Genomic DNA, 21539 nt, shown 5'->3' with positions numbered 1-21539 from the left:
ACGGCCGAGCTTACTGTCCTAATTTCGCCACCTGCGGAAGAGCCTCCGGAAACCGCGACGGCTTGGCCGGGACCCAGCGTTTGCACTCCTCGATGGCCGAGTTGAGCAGGCGGTACAGCCGGTCGTCCGGGTCGTTGACGCAGGCCTGGGAGATGCCTTCGACCGCGCACGACACCGCGCGAGGGGCCGTACGGCGGGCGTAGTCGGCGGTTCCCCGGTGCGCCTTCGCGGTGAACGCTCGCGCCCACTTGGTCGCGGCGGGGACCGAGTCGAGGGCCTCCTGCGAGGCCGGGTCGACGCTGTCCAGTGGGCGCCCGTCGAGCTGGGCGAGCTGCCGCTCCCCCACGATCAGCGCGACGGCGAGGATGTACTGGCGCTCCTGCGAGACCACCGGCAGGGCCTGCTGGATGCAGACGGCCGTCACCCGCGGTACGACGTGCGGGTCGTCCGGGGTCAGGCCGATCACCGACGGGATCAGCGGCGCCAGCCGGGACCGGCCGGCGTCCGTCGTACAGTCGTTGACGTCGCGTGCGACGCCCGCGAGCAGCGGGTGGGTGCAGGCCGGATGGTCCGACCAGGGTTCCCCGGCCAGGTAGGACGCGAACTCCATGAAGCAGGCGCCCTTGCGCGGACTGCGGTGCTTGCCCCGGCTCAGGACCGGGACGGAGAGATCGAAGTTGTTCATCTGAGCGACTCCCGAAGCGTGCCTTGATCCAGCATGCGCCTGTTCGCAGCCGGGCGCCACGTCCAACGCGCGGCCGGGCCGCACCGGTTGTGAGCAGCCGCACAGGCGTGGCTGCTTGGGGCGGTTCATTACCGGCGGGTAGCATCGGCAGTGCCACCCCACCCTAAGGAGGGCCTCGTGCCCCGTGAGATCCGCGATGTCGTGTTCGTCGACGGCGTTCGCACCCCGTTCGGCAAGGCCAAGGGTCAGTACGCCGAGACGCGCGCCGACGACCTGGTGATCAAGTGCATCCGTGAGCTGCTGCGCCGCAACCCGTCGCTGCCGCCGGAGCGGGTGGAGGAGGTCGCGATCGCGGCCACCACCCAGATCGGCGACCAGGGCCTGACCATCGGCCGGACCGCCGCGCTGCTGGCCGGCCTGCCGAACACCACCCCGGGCTACGCGATCGACCGGATGTGCGCCGGCGCGATGACCGCGGTGACCACGGTCGCGTCCGGGATCGCCTTCGGCGCCCAGGACGTGGTGATCGCCGGCGGTGTCGAGCACATGGGCCGGCACCCGATGGGCGAGGGCGTCGACCCGAACCCGCGGATCATCTCCGAGAAGCTGGTCGACACCTCCGCGCTGGTGATGGGCTCCACGGCCGAGAACCTGCACGACCGCTACCCGACGATCACCAAGGCCCGCACCGACGCGTACGCCGTACTGTCGCAGGAGCGCGCCGCGAAGGCGTACGCGAACGACCTGATCCAGCCGGACCTGGTCCCGATCGCGATCCGCTCGGCAGAGCAGGGCTGGGGCCTGGCGACGACCGACGAGCCGATGCGGCCCGGGACGACGCTGGACGACCTGGCGAAGCTGAAGACCCCCTTCCGCCCGCACGGCCGGGTCACCGCGGGCAACTCGGCGGGCATCAACGACGGCGCGACCGCCGCGCTGCTCACCTCGGCCGAGGCGGCCGAGGAGCTCGGGCTGAAGCCGAAGATGAAGCTGGTCTCGTACGGTTTCGTCGGGGTCGAGCCCGAGGTGATGGGCTTCGGCCCGGTCCCGGCGACCGAGAAGGCGCTGAAGCAGGCCGGCCTGACCATCGACGACATCCAGGCCTTCGAGGTGAACGAGGCGTTCGCCGTCCAGGTGCTGGCGTTCCTGGAGCACTACGGCATCGCCGACGACGACCCGCGGGTCAACCCGTACGGCGGTGCGATCGCCTTCGGGCACCCGCTGGCCTCCTCCGGCGTCCGGCTGATGAACCAGCTGGCCAAGCAGTTCGAGCAGCGCCCCGAGGTCCGCTACGGCCTCACCACCATGTGCGTCGGCCTCGGCATGGGCGGAACCGTCATCTGGGAGAACCCGAACTGGGAAGGCAACGCCGCATGAGCGACCTCAACACGCTGATCGCCGAAGCGACCGCGATCGAGAACGACGAGCTGGTCACGCTCGCCCCCAGCCGCGACGTGGTGCTGCCGAACCAGGCCGGCACGATGGCGCTGATCACGCTCGACAACGGCCAGGACCACACCAAGCCGAACACCTTCGGCCCGAAGGGTCTGGCCGAGCTGAACCAGGCGATCGACGCGGCGCTGGCCCGCGAGGACGTCGTCGCGATCGGGGTCACCGGCAAGCCGTTCATCCTGGCCGCCGGCGCCGACCTCAGCGGCGTACCGAAGCTGGTCGACCGGGAGCAGGCGCTGAACCTCGGGCGGATCGGCCACGGCGTGATGCGCAAGCTGGCCGAGGGCGGCAAGCCGAGTTTCGCGTTCGTGAACGGTGTCGCGCTCGGCGGCGGCCTGGAGGTCGCGCTGCACGCGTCGTACCGGACGGTGTCGGTGGCGGCCGGGATGATCTCCACGCCGGAGGTCTTCCTCGGGCTGCTCCCGGGTTGGGGCGGCAACTTCCTGCTGCCGAACCTGATCGGCGCCGACAAGGCCGTGAAGGTCGTGGTCGAGAACGCCCTGAACCAGAACAAGATGCTGTCCGGCCCGGAGGCGGTGAAGTTCGGGATCGGCGACGTGCTGCTGGACTCGGCCGACTTCCTGGAGCAGTCGTTCATCTGGGCGAGCAAGGTGCTGACCGGCGAGATCACCGTCGAGCGGCCGGAGATCGACCGCGGCGACGCGTGGGACGCGGCGGTCGCCCGCGGCAAGGCGTTCGCCGACCTCAAGGTCAGCGGCGCGGCGCCCGCGCCGTACCGGGCACTGGACCTGATCGCGGCGGCCAAGGACAACGACCGCGACCGCGGCTTCGCGGCCGAGGACGAGGCGCTGGCCGACCTGATCATGAGCGAGGAGCTGCGCAGCGGCCTCTATGCCTTCGACCTGGTCAACAAGCGCGCCAAGCGTCCCGCCGGTGCGCCGGACAAGTCGCTCGCGCGTCCGGTCAACAAGGTCGGTGTCGTCGGCGCCGGTCTGATGGCCGGCCAGCTCGCCCTGCTCTTCGTACGCCGCCTCGAGGTGCCGGTGGTGCTGACCGACCTCGACCAGGAGCGGGTCGACCGCGGTGTCGGCTACGTGCACGGCGAGATCGACAAGCTGCTCGGCAAGGGCCGGATCCGCCCGGACAAGGCCAACCAGCTGAAGGCGCTGGTCACCGGCTCGGTGGACCGCGCGGTCTTCGCCGACGCCGACTTCGTGATCGAGGCGGTCTTCGAGGAGCTGCAGCTGAAGAAGACGATCTTCGCCGACCTGGAGAAGATCGTCGCGCCGGAGGCGATCCTGGCCACGAACACCTCGTCGCTGCCGATCACCGAGATGGCCGCCGGCCTGGAGCACCCCGAGCGCGTCGTCGGGTTCCACTTCTTCAACCCGGTCGCGGTGCTGCCGCTGCTGGAGATCATCCGGGCCGACCAGACCGACGACGCCTCGCTGGCGACGGCGTTCGCGGTCGGCAAGAAGCTGAAGAAGTCCTGCGTGCTGGTCAAGGACGCGCCGGCCTTCGTGGTGAACCGGCTGCTGACCCGCTTCCTCGGTGAGGTCAGCGCGGCGGTCGACGAAGGGACGCCGATTCCTGAAGCAGACAAGGCGTTGTCGGCGCTCGGCCTGCCGATGCCGCCGTTCGTGCTGCTGCAGCTGGTCGGTCTGCCGGTCGCGCTGCACGTCGCCGAGACGATGAACCGGGCCTACCCGGACCGGTTCGCGGTGTCCGAGAACCTCGCCAAGGTCGTTGCTGCGGGCAAGAGCTCGTTCTACGTCTGGAGCGCCGAGGGCAAGCCGTCGGTCGACCCGGAGGTGGAGGCGATCGTCACGGTCGGCGACCAGCCGTCGAGCGCCGACGAGCTGCGCACCCGGGTGCTGACCGCACTGGCCGAGGAGATCCGGATCATGCTCGACGAGGGTGTCGTCGCCGAGGCCCAGGACATCGACCTGTGCCTGCTGCTCGGCGCCGGCTGGCCGTTCCACCTCGGCGGCATCACGCCGTACCTGGACCGCTCGGGCATCGCCGAGAAGGTCAACGGGCAGCGCTTCCTCCCCAAGGGCGTCGCTTCGCTGGCCTGATCCCCCGAACCTGCTGGGGTCGGTGCGGCGCCCGGAAGCCCGCTCCGGCCCCAGCAGTCCGTTCCGTCAGCCCCGGAAGCGCCTGACCGCCAGGGTCAGCTCCGCCGGGGTCTTGCCGGTGTGGCGCTTCAGGATCGTGCTGTACGCCGCCTCGGTGGTGCCGTGCACCGCGAGGTCGGCGTACAGGGCGGCGACCTTCTTCATGCCGAGGTCGTCGGCCAGGTACTGGACCGCCCACCAGCTCTGGCCGTACGCGCGGTCGCCGTTCGCGTCGAACGCCTTGCGGTCCGGGAGCTCCTTCAGGCCCGGCAGGTACTTGGTCTTCACCGTCCGCCGGTACGGGTCGACGGTCCACTCGGGGTCGTCCTCGACCGAGCGGCAGCGCACGTACTCGGCCAGGCCCTCGCTCAGCCAGAGCGGGACCATCGGGCCGATCGGGACGGTCGCGACGTGGGTCATCTCGTGCACCAGCAGGTCCTCGTCGAGGTCCTTGCGCAGCGCGGGGTTGATGACGATCCGGCTGCCGATCGGCGGGCCGGACGGTTTGCCGAGCTGCTCCCCCTCGTACAAGGTGACCGCCTTGGCGGCGATCGTCCAGCCGCGGCCGTCGCCCGACGTCCACAGCGTCGCCATCACCTGCGGGTCCGGCATCGCGACCACCAGCACCGAGCCGTTCCAGCCGCGCGGCCAGTGCCGGCGGACGGCAGCGACGGCGTCCTCGGAGACCCGCGCGATCGTCTGGCCGAGCGCGAGCTCGCGTTGCCCGACCACCACGACGACCTTGCCGCGGCGGACCAGCGCGACCTCCTGGAAGTCCCACGGCTGCCGGTGCCCGTCGCGGCTCAGCATCTCGTCGGACGCGCCGTCCTCGACCAGCACCCACAGGTTGTCGCGCCGTACGAAGGTGTAGCCCAGATCGGTCTGCACGGGCTTCGGGTCCAGGCCGGCGATCTGGTACCGCATCATCACCCGGGTGCTGAACGTCGTCGGCCCGTACTTCTCGGCCAGCTTCGGCGTCGCCCAGCTGTCGGCGGTGAAGAACTTCAGGCTGCCGAAGCCGAACTTGCGCAGGTTCGTGAACAGCAACCGCTGCCGGGCGACCAGCTTCGGCTGCTTCGGGTCGACCGCGGCGAGGAACCCGGCCGGATCGTTCTTCAGTACGGCGGCCGCCCGCTTCCCGAGCAGCAGGTCGATCTCGCGCTGCCGGCTCTTCTGCTCGGCGCCGGTCAGCTCGTGGGCCGACGGGTTGCCCAGCGCCGCCGCCGTACTCCCGGCCGGTGGCCCGCCGTCCCCGCTCTGCCGCACGGCCACGACCCCGGCGGTCCCCGCCAGCACGAGCGCGGCAGCGGCCGCGACCCAGCGCCTCGGGTGCTTCATGAAAAATCCCGCCCTCGATCGGTCCAACTGCGCGATCCTATCGCCATGACCGTCTACGCCGAGCTGGACGAGATCCTCCGGGAGCTCAGCACGACCGCCCACCGCATCCTCGGCGACAACTTCGTCGGCGCCTACCTGCAGGGCTCGCTCGCGCTCGGCGACGCCGACCGGCAGAGCGACTGCGACTTCCTGATCCCGGTGCACCGCCCGATCACGCCGGCGCAGGAGGCCGCGCTGCGCGCGCTGCACGACGAGATCCCCACCCGCGAGGGGTACTGGAACCGCCGCCTCGAAGGCTCGTACCCGCTGCTGTCCGAGCTGCGCACGCTCGACGGGCTCGGCCGCGACTGGCTCTACATCGACAACGGCTGGCGGGAGATGCAGTGGTCGGCGCACTGCAACACCGAGGTGGTCCGCTGGACCCTGCGCGAGTACGGCGTGACGCTGGCCGGCCCCGATCCGAAGACGCTCGTCGACGTCGTACCGGCGGAGGTCCTGCGGGCGCGGATGCGGGCCGACATCCCGCAACTGCTGCCCGGTCTCGCCACCTGGATCTCGATCGAGCTGGCCTGGGGACAGCGGTACGCCGTGACGACGCTGTGCCGGATGCTGCACACGCTCGCCGACGGCCGGGTCAGCTCGAAGCGCGCGGCGCTGCTCTGGGCGATCGACACCCTCGACCCGGAGTGGACCGGGCTGTGCCGCCGGGCGCTGGACGGCCGCGCCCTCGGGTGGGATCCCGAGGACGCGGCCGACTCCGACGAGGTGGAGCGGACGGTCGCCTTCGCCGCGTTCGCCACAGCGACGGCGACCGCGACCGCGCGCGGCTAGGCCTTGGTGACCTCGCCGGTCTGCTCCTCGCGACCGACCCGGCTGCGGCGGTAGCCGTACAGGAAGTACACGATGAAGCCGAGCGCCATCCAGATCGCGAACCGCAGCCAGGTCTCCAGCGACAGGTTCAGCATCAGGTAGATGCAGATCAGCGCGGCCAGGATCGGGATCACCGGGTTGCCCGGGACGCGGAACGAGCGCTCGATGTCCGGGCGGCGCTTGCGCAGCAGCGGGACCGCGATCGAGACCAGGGTGAACGCGGCCAGGGTGCCGATGTTCACCATCTCCTCGAGCTTGCCGATCGGGGTGACGCCCGCGACGATCGCGACCACGACACCGATCCCGATCGTCAGCCGGTACGGCGTACCGAACTTCGGGTGCGTCTTGCCGAGCTTGGCCGGGACCAGGTGGTCACGGCTCATCGCGAACACCACGCGCGCCGCGCCGATCATCAGCGTCAGCACCACGGTGGTCAGACCCGCGACCGCACCGGCGGAGATCAGCGTCGCGAACCCGGGCCGGCCGACCGACCGGAACGCCTCGGCCAGCGCGGCCTCGCCGTTGATGTCCTTGTAGTTGACCATCCCGGTGATCACGATGCAGACCAGCACGTAGAGCACCGTGCAGATCGCCAGCGAGCCGATGATGCCGCGCGGCAGGTCGCGCTGCGGGTTCTTCGCCTCCTCGGCGGTGGTCGCGACCACGTCGAACCCGATGAACGCGAAGAACACCAGCGACGCGCCCGAGACCAGGCCCATCACGCCGAACGTCGACGGGGTGAACCCGAACAGCGCCTGGAACAACGGGGTGGTGATGGTGACGTCGCCGTTCTCGGCCGGGACGCTGTCGGGGATGAACGGGGTCAGGTTCGAGCCCTTGATGTAGAACAGGCCCGCGATGATCACGAACAGCACCACGAACAGCTTCACCGCGACCAGCGCCAGGTTGACCCGCAGCGACTCCTTGATGCCGACCGTGGCCAGGACCGTCAGCACGATGATCAGCAGCATCGCCAGCACGTTCACGCTGGAGTCGGGGCCGATCGAGTCCGGCCAGCCCAGCCCGATCTGCTCCAGGAACAGATCGGCGTACGTCGACCAGCCCTGCGCCACGACACTTGCCCCGAGCATCAGCTCGAGCAGCAGGTCCCAGCCGATGATCCAGGCGAAGATCTCACCGAGCGAGAAGTACGAGAACGTGTACGCCGAGCCCGAGACCGGGACGGTCGAGGAGAACTCCGCGTAGCACAACGCCGCGAGGCCGCAACAGATCGCCGCCAGCACGAAGGACAGCGCGATACTCGGTCCGGCGTACGCCTGGGCCGCCCGGCCGGTGAGCGTGAAGATGCCGGCGCCGATGATGACGCCGATGCCGAACACGGTCAGGTCCAGGGCGGTGAGGCGTTTCTTGAGCTGGTACTCCGGCTCGTCGGTGTCCGCGATCGACTGCTCGATCGTCTTGGTCCGTAACAGACTCACGACGCCTCCTTGGTCCAGATTTTCTTCAGATGTTACTCACCGTTGAGGCCGGTAGTCTTTCAGCGACATCCACAGCGTCGCCTCGGTGTACCCAGACCTTGTCAGGAGTATGCGGTCGCGGTTGGCCTGGTCGGTACCGTGCCGGGCCAGGTCCTCGTACAGCTCCTCGACCGCCTTCACGCCGATCTCGCGGACCAGGAAGCGCACGGCCAGCCAGCTCACGCCGTACACGTCGGCGTTGCTCTGGTAGAACCCGAGATCGGTGGGCAGCGCGTTCAGGCCGGGCAGCGCCTGGTCGACGACCTCCTGCTCCCACTTCGCGACCTCGCCCGGACCGCTGACCGCCTCGATCCCGCGCCAGGACACGTACTCCGCGACGCCCTCGGCCAGCCAGAGCGGCTCGTACCCGCCGAGGTCGGCGGTGGCGACGTGGGTGATCTCGTGCGACAGCAGGATCTCGTCGATCCGGTCGCGTTCCTTGGGGTTCACCACGATGTACGCGCCGCCGACCGTACCGTCGGCGGTGTCCTGACCGGGCAGCGAGGTGAACGTCGAGCCGGCGCTGGCCGCGGACTCGATGTCCTCGTCGGCGAACCGGGCGTCGCGGACCTCGGTGTCGTCGAGCGCCGCGATCAGCACCGAGCCGCGCCAGCGACGCGGCCAGTACGCCGACACCTGGCCGAGGGCTTCGTTGGCCTCGGCAACGATCGCCTTGGCCCGCTCGGTGTCGCCCTTCTCCACGATCGCCAGCACCCGCGGCCCGCGCCGGACCTCGATCCGGCCGAGGTCCCACGGCTCGCGGTGCGCGGTCGGGCCGAGCTCGTCGTCCAGGTCGTCGTCGTCGGTGATCACCCAGCGGCCGCCGCGGCTGACGAACGTGTAGCCGAGCTCGGTGGTCACCGGGTCGTGGTCGACCTTCGGGATCTGGTAGCGCATCAGGACCCGGACCAGGTACGTCGAGGCGCCGTGCTCGCGGACCACCTCCTGGTCGAACCGCTCCTCGGCCTGGCTGAACCCGACCTCGGTGAAGCCGATCTCGACCAGGTTCGCGAACAGCGTCCGCTGCTCCTGGCGCAACTTGGTGTCGGCCGGGTCGAGGTCGGACAGGAACAGCTTCTCGTTGCCGGTCCGGACCGCGCGGGCACGGCGCAGCAGCACGGTGTCGACGGCGAGCCGGCGGGCGGCGACCGCGGCCGCGGTCTTCGACGGCGGCTTGTTGCTCTGGTTCGGCGGCGCGGTCGGGCCGACACTCACCTTGGGCCGGCTCCGGGCGTCGTCCTCGCGCTGGTCGACGGCGTACACAACGCCGCCGCAGGTCACCGCGACCACCACCAGCAGACCCAGCCAGCGGCGGGGTCTCGGGGGCGGCGCCTGAGCGCCCGGCCGGGCAACCTCAGGGGGTGACACACTCACGTCGGGTCGATTCCTCCGGTCCGCCCGTCCAGCGACAGCCCGGCTACCCTACTCGGTCCTGCCGAATCCACCACCGACACGCCGGGTATACAACTTGCCCCGGGAATCCCCGGGAAACCCCGGGTGTCGGGCAAGCGATCTCCGTAACCGGTTCCGCCTGGTGGATCGATCAGGCTGCCGCAGCAGCTTTCAGGGCCTGAAAGAGTCCGGCCTCGGTGATGCCGAGGTGCTCGAGCATGATCCGGTCGCGTTCGGCCTGGGTCTGGCCGAGCGCGGCCATCTCCTGGTACAGCGTCACCAGCTCCGTCCCGCCGTACCGCTCGAAGAGCAGGTCGACAGCCAGCCAGGACAGCGGGTACGACGTCAGCGAGTCGTGGAAGAACGTCGCGTCGGCGGGCAGCGCCTTGGCCTTGGCGAGGTACTTGGTGCGGACGGTCTGCCGGTACGTGCCGAGCGCGAGCGGTTTCGCGCCGTCCATCGGCAGGAACTCGACCCAGGTCGCGGCGCCCTCGACCAGCCAGCGCGGCGCGAACGTCCCGTACGGCGCGGTCGCGACGTGGGTGAACTCGTGCGCGAGCGTGCGGGCGTCGACCTTGGCGCGGTTGCGCGGGTTGATCACGACGTACGAGTCGGTGCGCTCCCCCACGCCGCTGACCTCGCCGGGCAGCGATCGGTAGACCCAGGTCGCCATCGCGAGCGCGTCCTCGGCGTTCTTCGGGAGCGTGTAGTCGGCGCCGCGGACGATCTTGTCGTCGAGCGCGATGACGACACCGGAGCCGGTCCAGCCGCCCGGCCAGCTCTTGCTGACCGCCTTCACGGCGCTGCCGGCCTTGGTGAGCAGGCTGTTCGCGAGCTTGCCCTGGCCGCGTTCCACGACGACGAGGACTCTCGGGGCGCGTCGGACGAGGACCTCGCCGGTGTCCCAGGCTTCCTGGTGCGAGCCGCGTGGGAGTCTTCGGTCGAGGTCGGTGTCGGAGACGAGAGTCCATTGCTTGTTGGGGCGCTGGACGAAGGTGTAGCCGAGCATCGTGCGGGCGGGGACGGGGTCGATGTCGCGGATCTGGTAGGTCATCGCGATCGCGACGACGAAGGTGCTCGGCCCGTACTTGTCGGTGATCGCCTGGTCGTACTGCTCCTGGAGGCGCTCGTACTTGAGGCTGGCGAAGCCGAAGCGGCGCAGGTTGTCGAAGAGCATGCGCTGGCGGGCGCGAAGGGTCTTGTTGGCCGGGTCGACCGCGGCCAGGAACTGCTCGGGTTTGTTGAGCTTCACCGCTTCGGCGCGGGCGTTCAGTACGGCGTCGACGCCGGAGGCGCGGGCGGCACGGTCGACGACGGGGGTCTTGGGGGCTGCTTCCGCGGGAGGTGTCGCGTCGCGCGAGCCGGATTCGTGCAGGGCGAGCCCGCCGGCAACCGCCGCGGCAACCAGCACAAGAGCGATGAGAACAGGGCCAATTCCTCGGCGGTGTGAAGCTGCGGCGTGCCGTCCACGCACTGGTTCACGTGGACGGCTGTCCACAGGCTCCGGCTCCTCAGGAAACCAAGGGGCTGCCTGAGGTGACTCGCCGGTGTCTGCTTCGGCTGGGTCCTGAGCCTGCTGCTGGGGGAACCAGGGGGCAGGCTCGGGATCAGGCGCCGGTGGGCCGGCCGCGGGCGGTGTCGGGCTCACTGGTGATCGCGTCCCCCTGGTGGCGGGTGATCAGCTCGATCACGTCGCGGGCCAGCTCCTGACCGGTCAGGCCGATCTCCTGCAGGATCGCCGGGCGCTTCGCGTGGTCGAGGAAGCGCTGCGGGATCCCGAAGTCCCGGACCGGCGTGGCGACGCCGGCGTCCCGGATCGCCTGCGCGATCGCCGCACCGCACCCGCCGACGCGGCCGTTGTCCTCGATCGTGACGACGAACTTGTGCTTGCCGGCCAGCTCGATCAGCTCCGGCGCCACCGGCTTCACCCAGCGCGGGTCGACCACGGTCACCCCGAAGCCCTGCGCGCCGAGCCGCTCGGCGACGTCGACGGCGGTCGCCGCCATCGACCCGATACCTACCAGCAGCACGTCGGTGCCGGTGCGGACCAGGACGTCCGTCGTACCGACCCGGTCGATCGCCTCGATGTCGGGGAACACCTCGCCCTTGGCGTAGCGCAGCACGGTCGGGGCGTCGTCCACCTCGATCGCCTCGTTCAGCAGCTCCGCGACCCGCTTGCCGTCCCGCGGCGCGGCCAGCCGCAGCCCCGGCACGAGCTGCAGCAGCGACATGTCCCACATGCCGTTGTGCGACGCGCCGTCGTCACCGGTCACACCGGCGCGGTCGAGCACGAACGTCACCCCGCACTTGTGCAGCGCGACGTCCATCAGCAGCTGGTCGAAGGCCCGGTTCAGGAACGTGGCGTACAGCCCGACGACCGGGTGCAACCCACCCATCGCGAGGCCCGCCGCACTCGTCACCGCGTGCTGCTCGGCGATACCGACGTCGAAGATCCGGTCCGGGAACTCCTGCCCGAACGCCGCGAGGCCGGTCGGGTGCAGCATCGCCGCGGTGATCGCGACCACGTCCGGGCGCCGGTGGCCGATCTCGACCAGTTCCTCGGCGAACACGTCGGTCCAGCCGCGTGGTTTGTGCAGCGGGCGGATCTGGTGGAAGTTGTCCTCCTCGTCCTGCACCGCCGCGTCGTACCCGAAGCCCTTCTGGGTGACCGCGTGCACCAGCACCGGGCCGCCGAACGCCTTGGCCCGGGCCAGCGCGTCCTCCATCGCCTCCCGGTCGTGGCCGTCGACCGGCCCGACGTACTTCAGGCCGAGGTCCTCGAACATGCCCTGCGGGGCCAGCATGTCCTTGAGGCCCTTCTTGACGCCGTGCAGCACCTCGTACATCGGCGGGCCGACGTACGGCGTGCGGCCGAGGTTCGTCTTGACGAGATCGAGGATCTTCTCGTACCGCGGGTTGGTGCGCAGGCTGGTCAGATGCGTCGCGAGGCCGCCGACGGTCGGGCTGTAGGAGCGCCCGTTGTCGTTGACGATCACCACCAGCTTGAGGTCCTCGCCGGCGGCGATGTTGTTCAGCGCCTCCCAGGCCATGCCGCCGGTCAGGCCGCCGTCGCCGATCAGGGCGACCACGTGCCGGTCCTCCTGGCGCAGCCGGTACGCCTTGGCCAGGCCGTCGGCGTACGAGAGCGCCGTCGAGGCGTGGCTGTTCTCGACCAGGTCGTGCTCGGACTCGGCCTGGCTCGGGTACCCCGACAGGCCGCCCTGCTGGCGCAGGGTGTCGAACTTGGGCGCCCGGCCGGTGAGCAGCTTGTGCACGTAGGTCTGGTGGCCGGTGTCGTAGACCAGGCGGTCGCGCGGCGAGTCGAAGACCCGGTGCATCGCCAGGGTGATCTCCACCATGCCGAGGTTCGGGCCGAGATGACCGCCGGTCCGCGAGACCGTTTCGACGAGCACGTCGCGGATCTCCGCGGCGAGGTCCGTCAGCTGCTGATCGGTCAGGTCCTTGAGGTCCGCCGGCCCTCCGACCGTGTCCAGCAAGCGCATCGAGCTCCTCCGCAGGTTGTCCTCGAATGGTCGAGTCTATGCACCCCGGTCGCCGAAGCCGAACGCGGCAACCCCTCCCGGAGCAATCTCACAGTACGGGACGCTCGCGGCGTACGGGTTGTTCACCGGTCGCGCCCATCTCACCTAGAGTAACCGTCATGGAGATGGTGCGGACCCTGTTCCGCAAGTACGACGGCCGCCCCCACCGCCTGATGGAGTCGGTCCACCTCGGCGAGGACGACCACGGCCTCTGGGTCGGCTCCCGCCCCGGCGACCGCGCCCAGCGCGCCGACGGCACCTGGATCAGCGTCGACCACGTCCGCGTCCGCCTGTTCCCGCGCGGCCAGTGGTGGAGCGCCCTGTTCAACGCCGCACCCCACCCCACCGAGATCTACTGCGACATCACCATGCCACCGGAGTTCGGCGTCTCCATGGTCACCGCGGTCGACCTGGACCTCGACATCCGCCGCCTCCGCGACGGCACGGTTCACGTGATGGACGAAGACGAGTTCGCCACCCACCAGATCCACTACGGTTACCCACCCCAGGTGATCGCCACGGCCCAGGCGACGTGCGCCTGGGTCGTGTCCAACATCACCACCACGGAACCGTTCCTGACGGTCTACAAGACGTACTTGGACCGCGTTCGCGAGCTGGCCTAGGAGCCGCAGCCCTCCAGGCCCGGGTAGTCGGCGCAGAGCCGGAACCCGGCGGCGACCCCGACGTAGACCCGCAGGTCGTCGATGCGGCCGTCGAACGCCTGGCCGGACGCCCGTCCGGTGCCGACCACCGTGCTGCCGGCCCGCAGCGGGACACCCGGCGCGGAGACGGTCGAACCGTCGGTCGGGGCGTTGTCGACGGTCAGCTCCACCTTGCCGGTCCCGTTGGCGAGGTTGGCGTCGTACGAGCCGGCCAGGAGGTGCCAGCCGGCGACGGAGTCCCGGTCCACGGTCGAGACCGCCACCGTCTCGGTCGTCGAAGCGGCGTCACCGCGGACGAAGCGCCACTGGCTGGTGAACGTGTCCACCGGCCGGTACTCGAGCCGCCAGGTGTCCTTGCCGGCGGTTCCCTGCCGGGCGATCACCATCGGCTTGGCCGGGTCGTCGACCTTCACCCGGGCCGCGACCGTGAAGGACGCGCTGCCGTCGACCGTGGCGGCGTTCAGCGTCAGCGACTCCTGCGACCGTCCGGTGAGCTCCAGCACGCGCCCGAACTCGGGGTCGTCGACGAACGCACCGGCCGGCTTGGCGAAGCCTGTCAGCGTGAGACCGGCCCCGCGGACCTGCTCCGGCGTCCGCGAGGTGCCGTTGGTCCGTACGGCGTTGTCGAGCGGCCAGTACGCCGCCAGGCCGGCGGTGATCCGGTCGTTGCCGCCGCCACCCACCCGCGGGTCGACCAGCGGCGCGACCTCCTCGGCGACCAGCGCGCGCTGCCACACGGCGACGCGGTCGATCGAACCGGTGAACGCGCCGGCCGGCGTACCGGCGTACTTGCCGCGGCCCACGGTCAACGGGCCGCCGGCCTGCCAGCCGGGGGCCGACTGAGCGGTCTGCTGGAGCCGGCCGTTGACGAAGAGCTGGAGCTGGCCGGTGGCCGCGTCGTACGTGCCGAGCAGGTGCGCCCAGGCACCGTTCACCGGTGCCTCCAGGGACGACACCTTCGAGATCGCCGGGCGATCGACGTCGGCGGAGGTGCGGGCGAAGGTCCACCGCTTCGTGCTCGCGTCGTAGCCGAGGCCGGCCGCTGTACTCCTGGTGCCGGTCACCGCGGCGACGACACCGGTCCGGGTGGCGTTCGCCGGGCGGGCCCAGGCCGAGATGCTGAAGCTCTTCGAGGTGTCGATCACCGGCGCGGTCGCCTCGGCGACACCGTCGACCCCGTCCAGAGCGAGCGCGCCGTCGATGCGTCCCTTGGCGTCGAGCGCCGCCGCGCCGCCGATCGTCAGCGGGTGCGTCAGGCCGGGACCGTCGGCGGCCGTCGTACCGGTGCCGTCGTCGAATCCCCAGGAGCCGACGGCGGCGGGACGCGGCCCGACGTTGAACACGAAGCGCGCGGTGGTGCTGAGCTGCCCGATCGCGTTGATGCTCCGCGCCTCCAGCGTCGCCCAGCCGTCGCGCGGCGGCGCCATGCTGACCGACACGGTGCTGCCGTCGACATCGACGGGAGCCTTGCCCGAGAAGCCGTACCGCAGCGCCACCACGTCGCTGGAGGTCGCGCTGACGGTGACGTCGACCGACTCCCCCAGCGGCATCACGACGGGACAGGTGGTCTGCTCGAGGCAGTTCGCGACCGGTGCGCCGTGGTAGCTCACCGAGATCGCCGGAGGCGTCGGTGGGACCGGCGGGTCGTCGGCGGCCGCGGTCAGGCCACTCAGGCCCGCGACCCCCAACGCCAGTGCTGCCGTGACGGCTCCCCGTCGGAACAGACTCCACCCCTGCATCCGGACCCTCCCCAGGACTCGCTGCCCCGAAGCCGGGGACGCATCATCGTGGAGGGTGGGCAGGGGCGGCGTCTACGGAGTTGCAGTTTGTTGCAGGGTCAGCGGCCGAGGACCTTGTACTTCGCCTCCGCCGAGCCCTTCTGCGGCTCCCACCAAGGCGTGTTGGCCTTGTACCAGTCGATCGTGGCCGACAGGCCCGCGTCGAAGTCGGCGTAACGCGGCTGCCAGCCGAGTTCGGTGCGGATCTTGGTGGAGTCGTTGGAGTAGCGCAGGTCGTGGCCGGGGCGGTCGCTGACGTGGACGAAGGCGTCTTCGGGCTCGCCCATCAGGGTGAGGATCTTCTCGATGATCTGCTTGTTGCTGCGCTCGTCGCCGGAGCCGATCAGGTAGGTCTCGCCGAGGCGGCCGTCGGTGATGATGCGGTGCACGGCGTCGTTGTGGTCCTCGACGTGGGTCCACTCGCGGACGTTCTCGCCGGCGCCGTACAGCTTCGGCTTGTCGCCGATCAGGACGTTGGTGATCTGACGCGGGATCAGCTTCTCGACGTGCTGGTACGGGCCGTAGTTGTTCGCGCAGTTCGACAGCGTCGCGGCGACGCCGTACGAGCGGGCCCAGGCGCGGACCAGCATGTCCGAGCTCGCCTTCGAGGCCGAGTACGGCGAGGACGGGTCGTACGCCGTGGTCTCGGTGAACTGCTCGACCGAGTCCAGCGGCAGGTCGCCGAAGACCTCGTCGGTGGAGATGTGGTGCATCCGCTTGTCGTGCTTGCGGACCGCCTCCAGCAGCGTGAAGGTGCCGATGATGTTCGACTTGATGAACGGCGACGGGTCGTTCAGCGAGTTGTCGACGTGCGACTCGGCGGCGAAGTGCACCAGGACGTCGGTCTCGGCGACCAGCTTGCCGACCAGCTCGGCGTCGCAGATGTCGCCGTGCACGAAGGTGACCTGCTCGGCGACCGGGTCGAGGTTGCTCCGACTGCCGGCGTAGGTGAGCGCGTCGAGCACGGTGACCTCGACGTCGGGGTACCGCCGTACCGTGTCGTGCACGAAGTTCGAGCCGATGAAGCCGGCGCCGCCGGTGATGAGCATCCGTCGCATGCGGCACAGGATAGCGATCCCGGAGGTGACCGGCGGCGCCGGTACGGTGACGCCATGCGCCGAGTCCGGGTTGTCTATCGCAAGTACGACGGCAAGCTCCACTGGCACCAGTGGATGACCTACCTCGGAGAGGACCAGTACGGCGTCTGGTTGGGTGCGCCGGCCGGTGCGACCGCGCAGCGCGGCGAGGAGCCGGCGATCACCATGGACGCGGCCTGCGTGCAGCTGTTCCCGCGCGACAAGTGGTTCACGGCGAGCTTCAACGACGTCCCGGCCAAGACCGAGATCTACTGCGACGTGACGACGCCGGTGACGTTCGGCGAGGAGGAGTTCACGATGGTGGACCTCGACCTGGACGTGGTGAAGCGGCGCGACGGCAGCTTCTACGTCGACGACGAGGACGAGTTCGCCGAGCACCAGGTCAAGTACGACTACCCGGCCGACGTGATCCGGGCCGCGCAGGCCTCCGCGGACTGGCTGTCGGGTGCGGTGCTGACCGAGGAGCCGTTCCGTACGGCGTACAAGACGTACCTCGACCAGGTCCGCTAGAGACAAGGCGGCCGGGCCGCTCCTGGCTGGAACCGCCCCGTCCCAGCCGGTCGGCCCGGCAGCCCTCTCAGCGTCCCCGACCAAGGGGTCATCCGCAAGGTTTTGCGGATCGTTCGAAGGATCTTTCGCGCCGATCACCACCGACCGGCGCGGAAGCGCCGCGGATCAGCGGAAGAACACCGATCCGTACGCCGTCTGCGTCGCCACGTCGACCCCCGGGGCGAGCTGGGCCAGCTGCGGCCCGGAGCACGACGTACCGGTCGACACGAAAGCCGTCGTGTCGGTGCGGTTGGTCAGCCGGTGAAGGCTGCCCGGGTCGCCGGACAAGCGGTAGCAGTTGCCGTTGACCGGGTTGGTGATGGTCTGGCTGTCGTACTGGAAGGTGCCACCGGCCGCCGAGGCCGGCGGCACGCTGGTGAGGCCGAGGGCTGCCGCTCCGACGACGAGGCCGACCGCGATCTTGCGCATGCTGTTCCTCCTGGTGCTCAGGTGACATGACCACTGCACGGTAAGGAGGCGGCCACCGAGCGCGACAGGTTTTGCACAGGGCCTGAAAGCCTTGCAGCGCGGCCGGGGCTCGGCCTGCCACACTGTGCGCGTGGAAATCGCGATCGAGATCGTCGCCCTGGTCGCGCTGGTGGCGACGGGCGCCGCACTGGCCAACCGGATCGGGATGTCGGCGCCCCTGCTGCTGGTCGTGGTCGGCGTCGTGGCGTCGTACCTGCCGTTCGTCCCGCGGGTCGAGCTGTCGCACGAGGTGGTGCTGGTCGGCTTCCTGCCGCCGCTGCTCTACTCGGCGGCGATCAAGACCAGCCTGGTCGACTTCTCCCAGCACCGGCGCTCGATCAGCACGCTGTCGGTCGGCCTGGTCGCGTTCACCGCGGTCGGCGTCGGGTTCGTCGCGTACTGGCTGCTCGGCGCGCTGGCCGAGGCCGACGGGCAGAAGCCGCTGCCGCTGTGGGCCGCGCTCGCGCTCGGCGCTGTGGTCGCACCGCCGGACGCCGTCGCGGCGACCGCGATCGCCCGGAAGGTCGGCCTGCCCCGGCGGGTGGTCACGATCCTCGAGGGCGAGAGCCTGCTGAACGACGCGACCGCGCTGGTCTGCCTACGGACGGCGATCGGCGCCGCCGTGGTGACGCCGATGTTCCTGGACGTCAGCCTCGACTTCCTGCGCGCCGCCGGCGGCGGGATCCTGGTCGGGCTGGTGGTCGCGATCGTGCTGGCCAAGATCCGGCGCCGCTTCACCGACCCGGTGCTGGACACGACGCTCAGCCTGACCGCGCCCTTCATCGCGTACGTCGCCGCGGAGAACCACTACATCCACGCGTCCGGCGTACTGGCGGTGGTGGTGACCGGTCTGCTGCTCGGGCACAAGGCGCCGATCATCCAGTCCGCGGCGTCGCGGATCTCGGAGCGGACCAACTGGCGCACGATCCAGTTCCTGCTCGAGAACGCGGTGTTCCTGCTGATCGGTCTGCAGACCCGGTGGATCCTCGACGACCTGTCGGAGAGCCCGCTGTCGGCGCGCACGATCGCGCTGACCACGATCGGTGTCTTCCTGACCGTCGTGCTGCTGCGGCCGATCTGGATGTTCCCGGTGACGATCCTGTCCCGCAACATCCTCGGCCGGTCGCGGTCCGGCCCGGTCTCCTGGCAGGCGCTGACCGTGCTCTCCTGGGCCGGGATGCGCGGCGTGGTGACACTGGCCGCGGTGTTCGTGCTGCCGGAGAACACGCCGCACCGCGAGCTGCTCGTGTTCATCGCGCTGGCCGTCACCGCCGGCACGCTGCTGCTCCAGGGCTCGACACTCCCCTGGCTGGTCCGCCGGATGAACCTGCCCGGTCCCGACCCGGCCGAGGACGCGCTGCAGGAGGCCGCCGTACTGCAGGCCGCACACAAGGCCGGCGAGGAGGAGCTCGACAAGGTCCTCACCGACGACGACCCGCCGCGGGTCGTCGAGCTGCTCCGCCAGCGCGGCGAGGCCCGGGCGCTGGCCGCCTGGGAACGACTCGGCCGGCCCGAAACGGAGTACGAAACGCCGAGCGAGGCATATCGTCGACTTCGGATGGTCATGCTGCAGGCCGAGCGTGCGCACATCCTCAAGGTCCGGGACGAGGGCCTCGTCGCCGACGAGGTGCTGCAACGGGCACAGATCGCACTCGACATCGAGGAGTCCATCTTGGATCGCGCAGAAGCCGACGACGTCGGCGGACAGTCCGACGACCTCCGCGTACCGGCCCCTCCGGGCGGCCCGTGCGACCACCTGGCCACGGCGCCGGTGGTGACCACGCCGAACACGCCCGAGGGCTGCGAGGAGTGCCTGGCCGCCGGCGGCAGCTGGGTGCACCTGCGGCTGTGCCTGGGCTGCGGGCACGTCGGCTGCTGCGACTCGTCGCAGATGAAGCACGCCAGCAAGCACTTCGCCGAGACCGAGCACCCGGTGATGCGGTCGTTCGAGCCCGGCGAGAACTGGCGCTGGTGCTTCGTCGACGAAACCCTCGGGTGATGGCCGACTGCCTGTTCTGCTCGATCGTCGCCGGGTCGACACCCGCCCACCTCGTGCTGGAGACGCCCGAGGTGGTCGGGTTCCTGGACATCCGGCCGGTGTTCAAGGGGCACACGCTGATCGTGCCGCGCGAGCACGTCGACACCCTGGTCGAGCTGCCCGACGAGCTGACCGTGCCGCTGTTCGGGGCGGCGCGGTCGGTCGCGGCCGCGGTCCGTACGGCGTACGGCGCGCAGGGGTCGTTCGTCGCGGTGAACAACGTGGTGTCGCAGTCGGTGCCGCACCTGCACGTGCACGTCGTCCCGCGGACCAAGGGCGACGGGCTGCGCGGGTTCTTCTGGCCGCGGACCAAGTACGCCGACGAGGACGAGGCGGCGTCGTACGCGGCCCAGCTTCGCGACGCACTTTCTCAGTAGTCGCTGTCCATCCGGGGCCGGCTCGTTCGTGGTAGTGCCGTACCGACCGACGAACCGAGGAGATCCACCGTGAAGTACCTGCTGCTGATCAACGCGAGCCCGACCGCCGACGGCCAGGCCGAGGGCTGTACGCCGTCCGACTGGATGGCCTACGACAAGGAGGTCCGCGACGCGGGCATCCTGGTCTCCGGGGAGTCGCTGGCCGACCTGGTCACCGCCACCACCGTGAAGGTCGACGCCTCCGGTCACCGCACGGTCACCGACGGGCCGTTCGCCGAGACCCGCGAGGTGCTCGGCGGGTTCTACGTGATCGACGTCCCGGACCTGGACGTGGCGCTGGACTGGGCGGCGCGCTGCCCGGGGTCGCGGGGCGACGGCAACATCGTGGTCCGCCCGGTCGCCGACTTCGGCTGATGTACGACGAGCGCTCGACCATCTCCGCCTCGGTGGAGATGGTCGAGCAGGTCTTTCGCGAGGAGCGTGGGCGGCTGCTCGCGGCATTGTCGCGCCGGTTCGGCGATCTCGATCTGGCCGAGGAGGTCACCTCCGACGCGATCGAGGTGGCGCTCGAGAAGTGGCCCGTGGACGGCGTACCGCCGAAGCCCGGCGCGTGGCTGATGACCACCGCGCGCCGCAAGGCCGTCGACCGGCTGCGCCGCGACAAGACGTACGCCGCGCGGCTCGCCGTGCTCCAGGTCGAGGCCGAGCGGACCGCGCCTGCTGCGGACGCCGCCTCCGATGACGAGTTGCCCGACGAGCGGTTGCAGCTGTTCTTCACCTGTGCGCACCCGGCGCTGCCGGCCGAGGACCGGGTCGCGCTGACGTTGCGCTGCCTGGCGGGCCTGACCACGCCCGAGGTCGCGCGGGCGTTCCTGGTGCCGACGGCAACGATGGCGAAGCGGATCGTCCGGGCGAAGAAGAAGATCCGCGAGGCCCGGATCCCGTTCCGCGTGCCTGCCGCCGACGAGCTGCCGGAGCGGCTGCCCGGGGTGCTGCAGGTGACGTACTCCGTCTTCACCGAGGGGTACGCCGCCAGCTCGGGCGCCGATCTGCAGCGCGTCGACCTCGCCGAGGAGGCGATCCGGCTCGCGCGAATCCTGCAGCGGCTGATGCCGGGCGATCGGGAGGTCGCGGGATTGCTCGCGCTGATGCTGCTCATCCATGCGCGGCGCGATGCTCGCACTGGGCCTGATGGTGAGGTCGTGCTGCTCGACGACCAGGACCGCGGGCGGTGGGACCGGACGATGATCGAGGAGGGCCGCGCGCTGGTCGTCCGGGCGATCACCGGGCCGCCAGGGCCGTACGGCGTCCAGGCCGCGATCGCCTCGCTGCACGACGAGGCCGCTTCGGTGGAGACGACGGACTGGCCGCAGATCGTTGCCCTGTACGACGTCCTGCTGGCGCTCGTGCCGTCGCCGGTGGTCGCGCTCAACCGCGCGGCGGCGATCGCGCTGCGCGACGGGCCGGAGGTGGGGTTGCGGCTGATTGACGAGCTGGCCGGGGAGCCGCTGCTGCGTTCGTATCACCCGTATCACTTGGCGCGGGCCGATCTGCTTCAACGGCTCGGGCGCCGGGAGGAGGCTGCGGCGGCCTACGGGTTGGCGCTGGAGACGGCGGGGACGGACCCGGAGCGCGGGCACGTCGAGCGGCGGCTGTCGGCTCTGGGCACGCGCTGAATCGGGCGCGTCGAGCTGCGCCGCACGCGCCCTTCGGGACTGGTGCGCCTCCGAGCCGG

At 70.4% G+C, this 21539-nt stretch carries 18 protein-coding genes; 9 read left to right on the top strand and 9 right to left on the bottom strand.

Annotation, left to right across the window (positions count from 1 at the left end; all coding sequences use genetic code 11):
• Positions 1–10: 10 nt before the first annotated feature.
• Positions 11–685, bottom strand: a complete 675-nt coding sequence (locus ACZ6Z4_RS29350; protein WP_465571072.1) for a hypothetical protein — start codon at positions 683–685, stop codon at positions 11–13.
• A 177-nt stretch (positions 686–862) separates the two neighbouring features.
• On the opposite strand from ACZ6Z4_RS29350, the gene ACZ6Z4_RS29345 reads away from it, so the two are divergent.
• Both ACZ6Z4_RS29345 and ACZ6Z4_RS29340 read left to right on the top strand, forming a co-directional pair.
• The gene (locus ACZ6Z4_RS29345) at positions 863–2062 is read left to right on the top strand and encodes a thiolase family protein (RefSeq protein WP_465571069.1); all 1200 of its coding nucleotides are present in this window, start codon (positions 863–865) and stop codon (positions 2060–2062) included.
• Entirely contained in the window at positions 2059–4176 is a 2118-nt protein-coding gene (locus ACZ6Z4_RS29340) for a 3-hydroxyacyl-CoA dehydrogenase NAD-binding domain-containing protein (RefSeq protein ID WP_465571066.1), read from the top strand. The genes ACZ6Z4_RS29345 and ACZ6Z4_RS29340 overlap by 4 nt, the downstream gene beginning before the upstream one ends.
• A 66-nt stretch (positions 4177–4242) precedes the next feature.
• Here the strand turns inward: ACZ6Z4_RS29340 and ACZ6Z4_RS29335 are convergent, their stop codons facing one another.
• Complete coding sequence (locus tag ACZ6Z4_RS29335; protein WP_465571063.1) at positions 4243–5553, bottom strand: hypothetical protein; 1311 nt, start codon at positions 5551–5553, stop codon at positions 4243–4245.
• 45 nt (positions 5554–5598) lie between these two features.
• Between ACZ6Z4_RS29335 and ACZ6Z4_RS29330 the strand changes: the two genes are divergently transcribed.
• Positions 5599–6384: an aminoglycoside adenylyltransferase domain-containing protein gene (locus ACZ6Z4_RS29330; RefSeq protein ID WP_465571058.1), complete on the top strand. Its 786-nt coding sequence runs from the start codon at positions 5599–5601 to the stop codon at positions 6382–6384.
• Here the strand turns inward: ACZ6Z4_RS29330 and ACZ6Z4_RS29325 are convergent.
• From ACZ6Z4_RS29325 to dxs, 4 genes are all read right to left on the bottom strand, one after another.
• Complete coding sequence (locus tag ACZ6Z4_RS29325; protein ID WP_465571054.1) at positions 6381–7862, bottom strand: APC family permease; 1482 nt, start codon at positions 7860–7862, stop codon at positions 6381–6383. The two genes, ACZ6Z4_RS29330 and ACZ6Z4_RS29325, sit on opposite strands and share 4 nt — an antisense overlap.
• 36 nt (positions 7863–7898) lie before the next feature.
• The gene (locus ACZ6Z4_RS29320; RefSeq protein WP_465571050.1) at positions 7899–9275 is read right to left on the bottom strand and encodes a hypothetical protein; all 1377 of its coding nucleotides are present in this window, start codon (positions 9273–9275) and stop codon (positions 7899–7901) included.
• A 169-nt stretch (positions 9276–9444) separates the two neighbouring features.
• Positions 9445–10704, bottom strand: coding sequence for a hypothetical protein (locus ACZ6Z4_RS29315; protein WP_465571047.1), 1260 nt, complete (start codon positions 10702–10704; stop codon positions 9445–9447).
• 196 nt (positions 10705–10900) lie between these two features.
• Positions 10901–12796, bottom strand: a complete 1896-nt coding sequence (dxs, locus tag ACZ6Z4_RS29310) for a 1-deoxy-D-xylulose-5-phosphate synthase (protein WP_465571044.1) — start codon at positions 12794–12796, stop codon at positions 10901–10903.
• A gap of 158 nt (positions 12797–12954) precedes the next feature.
• On the opposite strand from dxs, the gene ACZ6Z4_RS29305 reads away from it, so the two are divergent.
• Entirely contained in the window at positions 12955–13458 is a 504-nt protein-coding gene (locus ACZ6Z4_RS29305) for a DUF402 domain-containing protein (protein ID WP_465571042.1), read from the top strand.
• Here the strand turns inward: ACZ6Z4_RS29305 and ACZ6Z4_RS29300 are convergent.
• Together ACZ6Z4_RS29300 and rfbB are read right to left on the bottom strand one after the other, a co-directional pair.
• A complete protein-coding gene (locus tag ACZ6Z4_RS29300) occupies positions 13455–15236 on the bottom strand; it encodes a LamG domain-containing protein (RefSeq protein ID WP_465571038.1) in 1782 nt (593 codons plus the stop codon). The genes ACZ6Z4_RS29305 and ACZ6Z4_RS29300 overlap by 4 nt on opposite strands.
• Positions 15237–15334: 98 nt before the next feature.
• Positions 15335–16333, bottom strand: a complete 999-nt coding sequence (gene rfbB / locus ACZ6Z4_RS29295; RefSeq protein WP_465571033.1) for a dTDP-glucose 4,6-dehydratase — start codon at positions 16331–16333, stop codon at positions 15335–15337.
• Positions 16334–16387: 54 nt separating this feature from the next.
• Here rfbB and ACZ6Z4_RS29290 point away from each other — a divergent pair, with 54 nt between their 5' ends.
• Complete coding sequence (locus ACZ6Z4_RS29290) at positions 16388–16882, top strand: DUF402 domain-containing protein (RefSeq protein WP_465571028.1); 495 nt, start codon at positions 16388–16390, stop codon at positions 16880–16882.
• Between the two features lie 165 nt (positions 16883–17047).
• Here ACZ6Z4_RS29290 and ACZ6Z4_RS29285 read toward each other — a convergent pair whose 3' ends face one another.
• Positions 17048–17350 carry a hypothetical protein gene (locus tag ACZ6Z4_RS29285; RefSeq protein WP_465571023.1) on the bottom strand — a complete coding sequence of 101 codons (303 nt, stop codon included), beginning with the start codon at positions 17348–17350 and terminating at the stop codon, positions 17048–17050.
• 130 nt (positions 17351–17480) lie between these two features.
• Between ACZ6Z4_RS29285 and ACZ6Z4_RS29280 the strand changes: the two genes are divergently transcribed.
• The 4 genes from ACZ6Z4_RS29280 (at position 17481) to ACZ6Z4_RS29265 (ending at position 21480) form a co-directional block, all read left to right on the top strand.
• Complete coding sequence (locus ACZ6Z4_RS29280) at positions 17481–19388, top strand: Na+/H+ antiporter (RefSeq protein WP_465571018.1); 1908 nt, start codon at positions 17481–17483, stop codon at positions 19386–19388.
• Positions 19388–19804, top strand: a complete 417-nt coding sequence (locus tag ACZ6Z4_RS29275; protein WP_465571015.1) for an HIT family protein — start codon at positions 19388–19390, stop codon at positions 19802–19804. The genes ACZ6Z4_RS29280 and ACZ6Z4_RS29275 overlap by 1 nt, the downstream gene beginning before the upstream one ends.
• Positions 19805–19873: 69 nt before the next feature.
• Complete coding sequence (locus ACZ6Z4_RS29270) at positions 19874–20218, top strand: YciI family protein (protein WP_465571010.1); 345 nt, start codon at positions 19874–19876, stop codon at positions 20216–20218.
• On the top strand, positions 20218–21480 hold the full coding sequence (locus tag ACZ6Z4_RS29265) for an RNA polymerase sigma factor (protein WP_465571007.1): 1263 nt from the start codon (positions 20218–20220) through the stop codon (positions 21478–21480). The genes ACZ6Z4_RS29270 and ACZ6Z4_RS29265 overlap by 1 nt, the downstream gene beginning before the upstream one ends.
• Positions 21481–21539: the final 59 nt, after the last annotated feature.

Source organism: Kribbella sp. NPDC104740, from assembly GCF_055583505.1.
This window is presented reverse-complemented; position numbering and strand designations above follow the sequence as displayed.